Source organism: Bdellovibrionales bacterium (assembly GCA_016714165.1).
In the GTDB taxonomy this organism is placed as follows: Bacteria; Bdellovibrionota; Bdellovibrionia; order Bdellovibrionales; family UBA1609; genus JADJVA01.
This window is the reverse complement of sequence record JADJNU010000001.1, coordinates 1,232,296-1,245,745: the sequence shown is the minus strand read 5'-3', so window position 1 is coordinate 1,245,745 and position 13,450 is coordinate 1,232,296. Positions and strand designations below refer to the sequence as shown.

General features: G+C 45.9%; 10 protein-coding genes. 5 read left to right on the top strand and 5 right to left on the bottom strand.

Annotated features, from left to right (window positions below):
* Window positions 1-148: 148 nt before the first annotated feature.
* Complete coding sequence (locus IPJ71_05570; protein MBK7843153.1) at window positions 149-1,297, top strand: cyclic nucleotide-binding domain-containing protein; 1,149 nt, start codon at window positions 149-151, stop codon at window positions 1,295-1,297.
* A 23-nt stretch (window positions 1,298-1,320) separates the two neighbouring features.
* Here the strand turns inward: IPJ71_05570 and IPJ71_05565 are convergent, their stop codons facing one another.
* Window positions 1,321-1,788, bottom strand: a complete 468-nt coding sequence (locus IPJ71_05565) for a PaaI family thioesterase (protein MBK7843152.1) — start codon at window positions 1,786-1,788, stop codon at window positions 1,321-1,323.
* A gap of 33 nt (window positions 1,789-1,821) precedes the next feature.
* Window positions 1,822-4,044: a hypothetical protein gene (locus tag IPJ71_05560; protein ID MBK7843151.1), complete on the bottom strand. Its 2,223-nt coding sequence runs from the start codon at window positions 4,042-4,044 to the stop codon at window positions 1,822-1,824.
* 737 nt (window positions 4,045-4,781) lie between these two features.
* Between IPJ71_05560 and IPJ71_05555 the strand changes: the two genes are divergently transcribed.
* The 3 genes from IPJ71_05555 (at window position 4,782) to IPJ71_05545 (ending at window position 7,502) form a co-directional block, all read left to right on the top strand.
* A complete protein-coding gene (locus IPJ71_05555; GenBank protein MBK7843150.1) occupies window positions 4,782-5,516 on the top strand; it encodes a hypothetical protein in 735 nt (244 codons plus the stop codon).
* A 244-nt stretch (window positions 5,517-5,760) separates the two neighbouring features.
* A complete protein-coding gene (locus IPJ71_05550; GenBank protein ID MBK7843149.1) occupies window positions 5,761-6,774 on the top strand; it encodes a hypothetical protein in 1,014 nt (337 codons plus the stop codon).
* Window positions 6,714-7,502 carry a hypothetical protein gene (locus IPJ71_05545; protein MBK7843148.1) on the top strand — a complete coding sequence of 263 codons (789 nt, stop codon included), beginning with the start codon at window positions 6,714-6,716 and terminating at the stop codon, window positions 7,500-7,502. Before IPJ71_05550 ends, IPJ71_05545 begins: the two co-directional genes overlap by 61 nt.
* A 27-nt stretch (window positions 7,503-7,529) precedes the next feature.
* Here the strand turns inward: IPJ71_05545 and IPJ71_05540 are convergent, their stop codons facing one another.
* Window positions 7,530-9,008 (bottom strand): CoA-acylating methylmalonate-semialdehyde dehydrogenase, encoded by a 1,479-nt coding sequence (locus tag IPJ71_05540; protein ID MBK7843147.1) that lies wholly within the window; start codon window positions 9,006-9,008, stop codon window positions 7,530-7,532.
* Between the two features lie 108 nt (window positions 9,009-9,116).
* On the opposite strand from IPJ71_05540, the gene IPJ71_05535 reads away from it, so the two are divergent.
* On the top strand, window positions 9,117-10,055 hold the full coding sequence (locus IPJ71_05535; GenBank protein MBK7843146.1) for an ROK family protein: 939 nt from the start codon (window positions 9,117-9,119) through the stop codon (window positions 10,053-10,055).
* Here the strand turns inward: IPJ71_05535 and IPJ71_05530 are convergent.
* Together IPJ71_05530 and IPJ71_05525 are read right to left on the bottom strand one after the other, a co-directional pair.
* Entirely contained in the window at window positions 10,048-11,331 is a 1,284-nt protein-coding gene (locus IPJ71_05530) for a hypothetical protein (GenBank protein MBK7843145.1), read from the bottom strand. The two genes, IPJ71_05535 and IPJ71_05530, sit on opposite strands and share 8 nt — an antisense overlap.
* A gap of 163 nt (window positions 11,332-11,494) precedes the next feature.
* Entirely contained in the window at window positions 11,495-13,366 is a 1,872-nt protein-coding gene (locus IPJ71_05525; GenBank protein MBK7843144.1) for a PP2C family protein-serine/threonine phosphatase, read from the bottom strand.
* Window positions 13,367-13,450 lie beyond the last annotated feature (84 nt).

The following is a 13,450-nucleotide window of genomic DNA, read 5'->3' as shown; positions in this document are numbered from 1 at the left end:
ATCCTGCCGCAATGCAAAAATGGAATTCTCGACGAGGGAATTTGCGGCGAATTGTATCAGGATGGGAGAATTTCAGAAATTCCCTTGAGAACGCAAAGGCAAAGACCGAAAGGAAACAGTGGGTTATGGGCATTGATATGAGGTGGCTGTGGACAAGATAAGGGATCTGAAGCGCGGAGATCTACTTTTTAAAGAAGGGGAGCCCATCACTCATGTTCATGTTGTTCAGTCCGGAAAGCTCAATCTGTTCGTAGAACGATCTGGGCGAAAGATTGAGATTCTTGAGGCAAAAGCCTCGCAAGTTCTCGGGGAATCCGCACTTTTTGGAATGAATGCAAAACATATCGTATCTGCCGAGGCGGCCGTCCCGACGAAAATCATGGAAGTTCCAATTGAGGTATTTAAGTCGCAGATCGAGACTTCACAACCCGGGTTGAAGCTTCTCATTAAGAGTTTGGTTGAAGAATCAAAAAATAGCCGTCAGTTGATTCGATCTTTAAAAATGGAAAAGGACAGCAGTCCTTGTCCTCAATTTTCTATCCCCACGCTATTTTGTCTACTGGGGCTGGTGGCACGCCATTCCGGACATGTGGATCCCGCTCATTCAGAAAAGATAAAGTTAGACTGGACAGTGCTCAAAATATTTACGACCAGAATGTTTAAGGAATCTCTCATAAGAATGCAATCCGTGGTCGAGATCCTGAAAAAACTAGGAAAGGCCGAGATACATTTAGAAAAGAATGAAGATGAGATCGATGAAATCGTTGCTGTTACTTTGACAGACGTATCCTTGATTGAGGAATTTGCCGAGTTTTATCAATACAATCTTTACAAACCTGGAAAAAGCGAAATTATCTACGTAGATGCAATGGCTTTAAAGGTTGCGACAGCCCTTGTTGAAGTGGGAAAAGACGAGAGCGTGGATTTTCGTGGGGCTGTCAGGATCAATTATGAGGTCATCCTAAAGCAAGTTAAGGATCAGTTCAAATTTGATTTAAAAACTCTGCATCTTGATTCTTTGGAAAAGAAGGGTCTATTTGTGAAGCGACAGCCAAACGATAAAGGGCAAGTCTTCCTTAGCTATGACAAGGTGGAATTTAATAATATGCTCCGATATTGGCAGATCATTAGCGAAATAGATAAATGGAACCAAAAGGGATTTGTGGACCTCAAAGAGCAAGCCGAGAAAGTTTCTGAAGCTTCGGCCGATGAGTCCCATTGTCCCTCCTGTGACGGACCTGTCAGCAATCAACAGAAATTTTGTCCAGGCTGTGGCTTTAAATTGATGGCAGCCTAAATTTTTCTTATTACAAGAAAAATTTAAGACCACCGATGATAGGCGGGATGATCTGGTTTTACCGCGATGAAGGTTCCTCGGCAAGTGGCGCAGATTTCATCATCAGTCCTCAATTCCGCCTCTACGATGGCCTTTCTTTCTGTCGACTCAATGACTCGTGCAACAAGGTGCACAGGCTGGTTCGATGGGGTGGGACGCTTTAGCTGAATCGAATATTCTGCTGTGACCGTACAGGGGGGAGATTCCATTCCATTTTTCTCCATCAGGTGCCAGGCGGCAGTCCAATTGCAATGACAATCAAGCAGAGATCCAATGATTCCGCCGTTGAGTATTCCGGGAAAAGCCTCGTGGTGAGTGTCCGGAATCCAGTCGCAAATGACTTCTTTGTTGCGCACAAAGCTCTTGATACGTAAACCTTTTTGATTTTGAGGACCACAGCCAAAGCAAATACTATTTCTTGCGTACGTGTCCTGGAGAGATTTCTCTTTCATGGTTTGAACCCCTTTTTTTTGATATTTGGGATCTTAGGCTTCTTTGGCCTTTTTGGCTGCATAATTGTCACGAATCCAGGTGCGGCAAAATTTTAGAAATGCATCATTGATGCCATAATAGGCAAAAGAACAAGTAAACATTCCTTTCTGGGAGGGGTGAGGTTCGCTGTGGTAAAACCGGGCGGCAAGGGCTGATTCGGGCGCTTTTTCGAAGATTCCTTCATGGAGAAAAAGTACAGTTCCTGGCTCAATCTTCGAAGGATGGGTGATGCTGGATCCAAATTCCGAAATCCCATCCAGCCTCACTTCCTTTGTCAGGTGGGCCTCAAAATTTGTTTCGGCAAAATTTTGGTTTTCAAAATTGTATTTCGTGAAGGGACTTCGGCACAGGATTGATGTTTGGAAAAGAAGAGATTTCACATCCAAGGGTTTAAAAAGAAGAGCGGAGATTTTTGCATTGCGATATTTCTTTTGAATGCTGGCCATTCTTGTCGTGGTGTCACTGATAATAAGTATATTCATGGGACGGTTGGCAGAACAAATTCCAACGCCGGAGGCTAGCGCCTGAATACCTTCGATCCAACTGTCGACATTGTCAGGAATGAGATCGTTATTGATGATGAGTAGATCCAAATTTTTGAGCAAGTGATTCTTGGGGTTGACCCATTCAAGATTTTGCAGATGACTTAATGTCACCAGAATTTGTCCTTTTGGGTGAGACAGAGGCGAGAAACTGATCTCTGCCCACTTTCCTTTCCCATCGCTCGCTGTAAGGGCAAATTTTCTGGTTAACTTCCTTTCTGAGGACGCAAGAACCTTGAGTGTCTCATCTAAAAGATTTTCGTTATCTTGCCCTTGGAATAGATTTAACCATCCGTGATTTGAATTAAAAATTTCGTTTGCTGAGTGGCCGAGGAGAGCGGATTGATCTTTTGGCTTGGTCCTGACTTCGACGAGGTTTCGGCTTTCGGATGAAATCACCCAAGTGACCTCGCTTGCATAGAGGTCCATAGGTTTCACCAATTGGATATCCCCTCCTTCGGCATTTGATTCCTTTTCTGATTGAAGTGAGGGATCTCGAAGATAATCTTTGAGAAAGAGGTAATAGGAGTTTTCGGTTGCCACCTTGACTTGCTGGAGACCGTCCGTGATGATGCCGGCAATGTTATCGCTAGAAGAGGAGTTTGGGTCGAGGACGACGATCTGTTTGATGCTTTTCTCTTCTTCGGTGAGGAAAAGATTTTGCGAATTGAACTCAAATTTTGAATTGTCCTCGTTGTGAAGTGGTTTGAATCGAGGAATCTGGTTCATGTATCTTTTGATATCTTTCAAGTTTTCAGGGTCAAGTGCGAAAAAATAGAAATACACTAAATATTGGCCTGGCTTTTCGGGATGTGGAATGGACTTGTGACAGCGGCCTAAGACGGTTGTAAAATTGCTTGTTTGGGAAAGCCGAAATTTTATTCTCACCCCGATTCCAACTGGCAGCGAAACGGGGTTGCAAATCGCACATCCGACGTCAGAGAGTTTTTCCATTCTAACGAGTTTGGCAATTTCGATATCCATGGGTTCTTCTTGAACAAAGAGAAAGGAGGGACGCACTTTCGCTGGAAGTCCAAATAGAATTTCCATTTTTTGCATAAAAATCAAACGATCCAATGGAAGATAAATGAGATCATCTAAATATGAATGAATCAATTTCAAGGAATTTGTTCCATCGTCTTCGTACTTAATCGCGACAAAGCGAGTGCGAAAATCAGAGGGGAAAAAGCCACCAGCTTGCAAGAGGTTGTGAGCAGATTCCAGCCATTTCGTGACAGGATTTGGGATCATCGCGACCTTGAACACGACCATATCAATGGTACTCAATAGTTGAAGTTCCTCCGGTTCTTCGGATTTTTCTGGCGCAGAATCATTTGCTTTTTGAGAAACCAAAATTGGAGCAAACACTTCTGGCTGATGTCGCAAAACAAGCTGGAGGGAGCCATCGTCCGTTCGCTTTCCTGAAACCTTGAGGACCCAGCAGAAACCGTCTTTGACGACAAAAGGAAGAGCCGTACTGATGACCTTGTCGACTTTAAAGTGATTGATAAACTCATCCCATAGCGAATGAAAGAGATTGGGAATTAGTTCTTTGATCGTTTCACGCGTTAGGAGACGATTAACATCTTGAGAAAAGAGCTGAGGTCCGCTTTGGGTCTCAGCATCTATTTCTTTAATCTTGCCATTTGCATTGGTTATGAATTTCGCGGCCATTCCGGAGAAAGGGGATTCAACCTCATAATTTTGTGTTTGCAGCCAGGCAATTTGATCTTTTGTAAGAGAATGAAAGAGGGGGTGTTGTTTCAGGCCTTCGCTGGGATTTTGGAGGGGTTTCCTCAGATAGATACGCTGGAATTCATCAAGGCTTGAAAAATGCGGAGGCGATGGGAATTGTCCAGTTCGCCAAAATATCGGCGAATCTGAGCGGTAATTTTGGTGTCATTCTCTATAACAATGATGTTAGCCATTCTAGCCTTTAATGTTTAGCTTAATTAGTTTTCCTCTGAGTGTGCTCTATTATGTGAACGGGAGAAGAGGAACCGGTCTTAGGATTGGGCTTGAGTTGGACTTGCGCTGGGCTTGAGTTGGGACTCGGCTGGGGTGGTGGGGTGGTGGCTGGACTCTCTTGTGTTCTTGATTTGGAGTGCGAGTTTTGGGGGCCTGATGCCAAAAAACCTTCAAACATGCGTCCGGCAGCGCCGCTCACTTCGTGAGCATCGCACCAAGCCGAACTCGGTTTTTTGGCATCAGGCCCCCAAAACTCGCTCCGAAATCATCCCCAATCTCTCCTCCTGAGATTTTTGGGAGGAACTGGTAGGATTTCCTGTGAGTCAATTCGGTCAATTTGGGGTCTAAAAAGTCAGGCACGAATTTGGCATAATGCCCATTCCGGCTGCTGGTATGTTGATTTGAGGCTCTCCCTTGTATCTAAGAGTTTGACGGCGGGCGCAATGATTGCGGAAAGGGTTTTTTTTATGATTTTTGGTTTTATGATTTTTGGTTTTCTTAATCTGCGGCGATTTTCTTTGGTTTTAGCGCTCGTGGGACTTTTTCTTTCGGCAAGCGAATCCTGGGCATCAGGTCAAATTTGCACTGGCTTTTTGAGAACGCAAATTGAGTTGGCTACAAACGAAATAGCGAGACTTGTCAAAAGAATAGAGGGGAGCGCTTCCAGAGAAGAAAGGTTGGGCCCGTTCTTTGAAATTGCTCCCCGTATAGAGAATTACTTCAGGCAAGTATCAGCTCTGAAGTCACATGGCGGAGGTAAGTCAAATCCGTCTGAAGTGCCTGAGGCCGAGTCTGCAATCTACGATTTGGTATGGGATATTTACAATAAGGGGGACAAAAATGTGGGGGCGGTTAAGGTCTTAAAACTTCTGTCTGGCATTCAATCTCCATCGATCGTTACAAATACCAAAGTTTTTGCCACGGCCGCTTTGCTTAACGCAAGGTCAGGCGATGAAGAGGTGGCCCGAGAGCTTTGGTCAATCGTCAATTCCTTGAAGCCGAATCCAGATCTTGATCGGCTATTTGGCGCAGACAATTATTCGGATCAAGATCTCGCCACCAATCGACACTTAATTGATGCAGGTGAGCAAGCACTCAACTTGGCCGCGAGTCGAGGAAATCAGCAGGCGGTCAGGCTCTTAACTACTAGTGTGGAGTTTGGCAGCCGAGCCCCCTAAACCCAACGGTCGTAAGTTGTGTTTCCCATTTCGGGGTTTTCAGATAAGTAGATAAATGACTGGCTAGGTACTTTGTACAGCATCCTAATTTTCAAACCACAAGGTAAAGGATTCAAAGCTGTTTGAATTCCAGGAGTCTAGACGGTAGACATTCGTCACGCCATATTTTATTTGGCGGCGTTCGGCGGGTTTCCTTTGGTATGAAACTTTTTTCCCACTTCACTGCAAATAAGGAGGGTTGGAAATGCGGAAGATAGATCATTGTCATTTTTGGTTTGGAATTGGTGTCTTTTGTTATTTGGGATTGGCCACAGTTGGGCTAAGTACAATGAGCCCAATAGCTGAGGCTCAGATATTTTTAGCTAAATCAAATTCGAGGCCGACGGAAGATAAAAGAGATCTTGAATCCGGTACCGAGCGATTGATGGTGCTAGACAGCACTCAAGGAAGAATTGCAACTTTGGATGGTTTGGGAAGGATTCCAGAGACTGAGACGATTCGCGCAAGATCAGTTTCTTTCCGGACCGAAGGAATTCTTCAGCACAGCCAGACGGATGGCATGGCATTCGATTTCGATGAAAAGACCTTAGAATTAGAACTTCAGTACAAGACAGAGGGCGGAACGCAGCATCGTTTGGTAGTAGCTAAATCGTCGAGGTCTCAGAAAGCGGTGGTTTTTGTTAATGGGAGTAGGGAGGAAGTTGTCGTTTATGAGCTTGAGTTTGTTCAAGGAGTTAAAATTAAATCCCAGCCTTTGTTAACGGGAACAAGTCTTCATAAGGGCGAGAAAGCGCGGGAGTTGGATTCAAATGGGACAGGTGTTTTATTTTCTTTGTCGATCGATCAGCTCTCAGAGCAGATTGCCATAGCTCAGTTAAATTTGGAGGAGCGTAAAAGGAAAACTCGGGAATTGCATCGCGTGCTGGATGAAATCTTGAGGAAAGAGGTGAGGCCCTTAAGTGAAGGAGAGAAGAAACGATTGGATCGTCAGTTTCCGGCATTGGTTTCGGTATCTGAGTTATTTGTAAATGGGCTGAAAGAGGAAATCGAAGAGGAAATCGAAGAGGAAATTGAAGAGGAAGATCGGGCACCTAAGGCAGGAAGTGAGTCCACTGGTGGGTCCGGCGGCTCTGTTTTGAACACTCAAGAAGAATTACTGGAAGCACGACTTCGAGAATTTTTTATGAGATTGCAGCCGTGGCCCCAGCTTATGCCGCCATCGATAGCCCGAGATATAATTCAGAAGGAAATAGAATAAGAGAAGATGGATTGAGTGCCCCGGTGCTTTCTGTTAAGGGACGATTGATTGATCTCATAGATCTTTATTATCTGTTGCTATTGGAAGCAAAAAAGAAGGAGCCTTCGGTCGGAGAATTTGAGGTCAGTGCAAAAACACCAGAGGCTTTGGAAAATGCCTTTCGAGTTCTTCTGGAAATTTATGTGACGGTAGGAAAAGCCAATGATTTGCACCTCATCAAGAGCTCTCATTTGATCCAATCAGCGGGGGTTGCCCTGGGGTCGATAGTTTTGGGAGGACTAGGATCTCATTTTGGACCGGAAACTGCAGAATTGCCAATAAAATTGGCCGCCACTGCTGGTTGGCTTCTCGGAATTGCTGATTTCACCGGTGTTTACGTTTCTATTGAAAGAGATGGAAGTTACTTTGGTAGACATGGCGTTCCTAAGCCTTATATTTGGTCGAATCCCTGGCTCAGGAAATGGGCCTCTCGCAAAGGGGCCAGAAATCTTCTGGAAAACTTTGTGCACAACATGGCGGCCTTCGTGTCGCGAGACGGCGCAATTCATGAACTCGAAGACCCATCGTTTTCACGGGATGCCTACTACGGGGGGAACAGTGTATTGAGCGGGTTGCTTGCTCATTTTGAAGAAACGACGCAGGGCGAAAATGGCAGAGATATCATTACCACTCCTCAATTGATCGAGCCTGCTCTTGTATCCATTTGCAGGAAAGTGATCGCGCGGTAGCGCAGCGTCGAGACCTATCTACTTGGGTCAGCTCATCCAATTTTGGTCGGGTTGACTCTGCCACTTGGTTGTAATTTTACGGAGGTTGGTCCAGAAGTCTAGGCCGCTCATTCCGGTGATGTCGCCGTGGCCATATTTGCTCACTCCCACCCCTCCAAAGGAGAAGGGCTCACGTGGAACAGGCACTCCAACATTGATCCCAATCATTCCGGCTTTGGTTTCGCGAGCGAAGCGGTCAGCAAGAGGTCCGCTTTGGGTGAAGATGCTGGCGGCGTTTCCGTATTTGCTCGAATTTTCGATGGCGATGGCTTCACTGAGATTTCTTGTGTGGATAATTGCCAAAACTGGCCCGAAAATTTCCTCACAAGCAGCTTGAGAATGGCGAGGGGCATGATCGATGATAGTAGGTCCTAGCCAAAATCCTTTTTCAAAACCCTTGGGTGGAGTATTTTTTCGGCCATCCAGTAAGAGCTTTCCTCCCATTTTTTCTGCTTCTGAAATAGCTGCGAGCAGGCGATCCAGAGAAGCTTTGCTGATAATAGCTCCCATGTCTGTTCCCAATTTTTTTTTGCTCACATGGTCTGCGATTTTTTTTATGAGATCGTCACAGTCGCCGATAGAAATAAGAACACTGGCCGCCATGCAGCGCTGTCCCGCACAGCCTGTAAAGGAATCGCCAATCCCTTCGGCCGCTAACTCAGGATTTGCATCCGGCAGTAGAAAAATATGATTTTTTGCACCTCCGAGGGCGAGGACGCGCTTGCCCAGTTGAGTTCCTCTTCGATAAATTGATTCTGCGACTGGGGAAGACCCAACAAACGCAAGAGCTTTAACTTCGGGATGGTCAATGATGTTTTCGACGGCCGACGACCCGCCCTGAAGAACAGAAAAAACTCCCGCTGGCAGCCCCGCTTCTCGCAAACCGTCTGCGAGCCACTTTGAGGTGAGAGGAGTTTTTTCTGAGGGCTTCCAGATAAAGCAATTGCCGGCCGCGAGAGCCAAGGGGATCATCCACATTGGGACCATGGCGGGAAAATTGAAGGGCGTCACTCCTGCTACGACTCCGAGGGGTTCCCTGCGAAAAGCGCAGTTCACTCCGCGCGAGACTTCCATTTGCCCCCCGGTATCCAGGTTCTGTAGCGCCGAGGCAAACTCTAAAACTTCGATGCCCTTTAGAATGCCTGCTTTGGCCTCAGATGGAGTTTTTCCGGATTCTGAAGAAACAATAAGAGTCATCGAATCCAAATTATTCAACAAAATCTGACGCCATCGGAGAAGCAGACCACATCGTTCTTTAAGTGTTGTTTGACTCCAATGATAAAAGGCTTTCGAACTCGTTTGTATCGCTTGGTCTATTTCAGAAGGCGTGCATTCGTTGAAAGACCCAAGAATTTGTGAATTGTATGGGCTTAGGACGTTTCTCCTTTTCCCGGAAGTTTGAATCCATTCGCCTCCGATGAAGTTGCCAAGCTCAATTTGTTGAGTTGGGAATTGGAGTGGGGACATTGTGGCCTCCTTGCTTGCATCCAATCTTCTGAGATTCTATTATTCCCATGAGAAGTGAGTCTGGCAACCCAGTATCACAAGTAGTCAATGAATGAGTGAGGCGAAAGCGTGAAGCAAGTTGTGGGAATAGATCTGGGTGGGACGAAAGTGTCAGCGGGCCTTGTTTCTGAAAATGGGCAAATTCATCGTGTTTTGCGAGAAGTGGTGATTCTCAATCGGGGCCCGTCGGGTTTGATTGACCAAATAGCGCGAATCATCAGGGAACTGCAAGGGTCGTTTCCGAATATACAAGCCGTTGGACTGGCTTCAGCAGGTCCTCTGGACCCAGCGACTGGGCGCTTGTTGGATCCGACGAATCTTCACGGAAAAAATGAGCGTTGGGGAGAGGTTCCCCTGAGCTCCCTTTTAGCCAAAGAAGTCTCTCTGCCGGTGAAGCTTGAAAATGACGCGGCTGCGGCTGCTTTGGCAGAGGGGTGGAAGGGAGCGGGAGTGGGTGTCCGTAATTTTGTTGTGATGACTTTGGGGACGGGGCTTGGTGTTGGCGTTGTCGCAAACGGCAGCCTTTTGCGCTCAGGTCGAGGTCTACATCCTGAGGTCGGGCATGTGTACTTACGAGCGGGAGATATTTCAGCCCCATGCGGTTGTGGAAACTATGGTTGCGCGGAGGCTTTCCTTTCTGGGGTTAATTTCACCCGCAGAATGGCTTCACTGTGGCGAGAGCCCAATTTGACTGGTGAGCAGCTTGTCAGCCGTGCTCGTGCGGGTGATCAGAGATGTGAAGAGGCACTCGTGGAGTATTCTGACTATTTTTCTCAAATGATAACAACTTTGGTCGTCCTCTTTTCGCCCGAGAAGATATTGATTTCTGGTGGCTTTAGCGAAGCGACCGATCTGTTTTTGCCACTGGCTCGAGAAAAGATAAAGACTCAATTGTCGACTCGACGCACTGGTATCGACTTGCTGCCCGACATAGGTTTGGCAAAACTGGGGCTGGAGACAGGTCTGCTGGGAGGAGCTTATGTTGCCCTCTTCCCGGATACTAATTGAATTCAAATCCGGCCCTGACTTCTATGTTTGAAAAAAATAGAACCTGATGGCCCTTGATTGTGGGAGTGGTGTCTCCCTGATTGATCAAATATCGATCTTTGTGAACAAAGGAATAGTCATGCCATTGCCCGTACCAATAAAATCCCAACTTCCAATTTCGTTGAAGAGCACGAATCAAACCGACAGAACCGTCAAATCCAAAATTGGGAAGTATTTGAAATACGCTTCCCATGAATAAAGGGGATTGGTAGCGCATCAGCCATTCGAAGGCCCATTTTGAGCTTATGTCTACATTGTTTTGAAATCCAATTGTAAACATTGAGAGGGAGTTTGTGACAATTTCAGCAGATGTTTCGGAGGCACCAGTCCTGGAAATAAAAGGCACAATATGGTGTTGAAGACCAGCTCTCGCTCCCCAACGCGAGGGGAGTCCAAAAAAAGTCGTTCTCCAATTATGAGGGTAATATGTGCCTTCAATCGCATAAATGGTCCAATTGTAATTTCCGGACGAAATATCAATGCTGCTCGAGGAATCTACGCCCCCGGGAGACATTTTGGCTTCAAAACTTGCGTCCAATTCTTCTTTAACCTTCCACCAGCCCCTCGCAAAAAAAGAGGGCCCTTTAAAAGTTTGGAACTCAATATCAGATTGGATGTCCGAGCTTTCCTGCGCGTAACGTAGAAAATTAAAACCCGTACCAAGCCAGACGGCATAATGTTTGGAATACAGGGGGCTTTCCTTTAGCTCACCTAAATCGGAGACCTTTACTTCCTGTTTGGTGACGGCAAGATTGAGTTGAAAGGCTTGGTTCACCTGTGATTTGGGTTTGGTGATTTTCAGTGTGATTTGGATATTTTCTGGTGGAAGATCAAAATTAAAGAGAAAGAGGCCTTCGGCATTGGCTATGGCCGTTCGTTTTCCGATGAGAACGTCTTCTAAATTCAAATAATTAAGTTTTTGGTTGGCACTAAAATAGGGTAGCTTTTTATTGGCAACCACAATCGAGGCCCCAGGTATCGTCTTTCCAGAAACCATGACACGTGTCCGATTTTCATTGCTTGTTTGGCCGAGTTCAGGGCGAAAGAACTCAATGGGAATGGGCTCTACAATGGCAGCAGGAGGTTGAGGCGAGACCTCAGTAGAGGTAGCGTCCAAAGGAGTCGCAGGCAAATCATTATTTTTCGGTGGTTCATTATTGTTGCCACCTTCAGGACCTTCTTCGCTCTTTAGGGAGTTCATTTCGGTCTCGGTCTCTGTGGTTGCCTGTTCGGGCACAGGTGTCTCTTCAGCTCGAGCCGGGGAGAAAATAATCACTAAACAAAAGAAAGAGAATAGGCCAAAAACCAAGTTGATGGAGGATTTTGGAATAAAAAATCAAGTTTTGGAATTTTACCCACTATGAAAGTCTGGCCGTAAAGCGAGCCTCAGTCAAAAAAAATCAACCAACTCGACTATAATGCAACATGAAATAGGTGATGTCGTCATTCAGAAGTGCATCTTGGCGATGTTCAAGGATGCTGAGGTGGAGATTCTTCATCGCTGCATCGAGAGAACTGTCCTCGCTGTTGAGAGTTTTAAGAATAGTGCGAATAAACTTTCGCTCACCCCAAAGTTCGCCCGCTGGATTTCTAAGTTCGGTGACCCCATCCGTATAGAAGACAAGTTTATCTCCCGGATTCAGTTTTTCTTGAGCAACGGTGTATACCGAATCTGGTGACTCGCCCAAACGTTTGCCGGCCGCGTTCATCAAGGGAATTACATCGTTTTGTCGCAGCTTTTCGCCCACCTTTGGCCGGATCAAAAATGGGGGGTCGTGAGAGGCATTGGAATATTGAAGTGTGCCTGTTTTTTCGTCGAAAGAGGCCAGAAAAAAAGTCATGTTGACCTGCCCGCCCGAGGTCCCGTTGATGGCCTTATTCAACAAAGACATCAGATGATCAACGGATTGTTCTGGAAGTTCCTCAAATATTCGAGCTGCACTGCGGGCAGCTGAAGTGACGAGGGCAGCTGGAACGCCATGTCCCGTCGCATCGCCAATCAAGAGGTAAGTGATTGAGCCAATTCTGGTGTAGTACCACCAATCACCTCCGCATTCACTTGCGGGTTCGTAGTAGCCTTCGATTGATATTGCGTTTGACGAAAATTTTGGATTCGGGAACAGAGTCGCTTGAACAGTTCTTGCCGTGAGAAGTTCGGATTCCATTCGTGATTTTTCAGCAGTGTTAATGAGGAGGCGCTTGATTTCTTGAGTCATATGATTGAACCCTCGGGTGAGACCTCCGACCTCATCTTCTGATTCGACGGGGACTTCAATGTCAAAGTTTCCTGTAGCCACCTTTCGCGTCGCTTCAAAGAGTCGTTTTAGCGAGCCGGTGAGTTGGTGAGCTGCGATAACGCTGACAATTGCGGCGAAGGCAATAAGAAGAATAAGAAAGAGAGTTGATTTAACGGCCAGCAATCTAACGGTTGCCAAGGCCGCATTCTTTGGAACAAAGGCCACAATTTTAAGATCACCAACTCCGACCAAAATTGCCGATAAAAGCCACGAGGGTGGTGATGACGAACTTTTTGTTGTTTTCCATGTATGGACGGATGATTTTGAATTCTCGGGATTGGAAAGATACTGCAAAGCTTCTTCAAGTTCGGGATTTGAAAGCTCGGGATAGGTTGGTTGTAGCGGCTTTAATAAGACTCTGTTGTTTTGGCTTACAAGAAAGGTGTCCTCCAGCTGTGGATTTGAAAAGAAATCTAAAAAGTTGCCCCTATTAAAAAGAGCAATGACAACAATTGGCTTTTTTTGTTCCGCTTGCCTGTACCTCATGGACAAAAACCAATAGCCCGGGCGATTTGCGATTGCTGAAATTCCAATTTCATTTTCAAGTGCGGAAGATATGAGATTTGAACTGGAATCAAATAGGTTCTCCTTCAATTCGGGGTTCAGATTTGGTTTTGTGCTTTCTCCCTTAAGAACGTATGAGGTCGAACCTTCGTCTAGGTGATACGTCCAGATTCCGTCCATAAAGGGATCGGAGGGTTGAATGGCAAGAGTGTACGAGTGGAATGTTGCCAGATCAGTCTGGTACCCTTTCATATAGAATTGGATTTTGGACGAGTCAAATTCGACTTCAGATCGGAATTGCTTAGCAACAGCCTCCACGTGAGCGAGACTGGAGTCGAACACGTAGGCAAGCTTGTCCTCTTCAAAAATATTTAAAGCCAGTCGAGCATAGACAAGAAGAGACAAGGAAGTCAGCGTTACCAGCAACACAAGCAATTTATAACGAAGAGGTATTCGCTTGAAATATTTCATTGAATTCCTTCTCGGCGGTATTTAAAGACAAATCAACTCATCAATACATGTTTCATTTTTTGGACTTAAAAAATAAGGAAGGAG

Excerpts from the sequence above, each read along its gene's own strand:
- IPJ71_05565 (MBK7843152.1), bottom strand. The coding sequence starts at position 1,788 with ATGAAAGAGAAATCTCTCCAGGACACGTACGCAAGAAATAGTATTTGC.
- IPJ71_05560 (MBK7843151.1), bottom strand. The coding sequence starts at position 4,044 with ATGGCCGCGAAATTCATAACCAATGCAAATGGCAAGATTAAAGAAATA.
- IPJ71_05555 (MBK7843150.1), top strand. The coding sequence starts at position 4,782 with ATGATTGCGGAAAGGGTTTTTTTTATGATTTTTGGTTTTATGATTTTT.
- IPJ71_05550 (MBK7843149.1), top strand. The coding sequence starts at position 5,761 with ATGCGGAAGATAGATCATTGTCATTTTTGGTTTGGAATTGGTGTCTTT.
- IPJ71_05540 (MBK7843147.1), bottom strand. The coding sequence starts at position 9,008 with ATGTCCCCACTCCAATTCCCAACTCAACAAATTGAGCTTGGCAACTTC.
- IPJ71_05525 (MBK7843144.1), bottom strand. The coding sequence starts at position 13,366 with ATGAAATATTTCAAGCGAATACCTCTTCGTTATAAATTGCTTGTGTTG.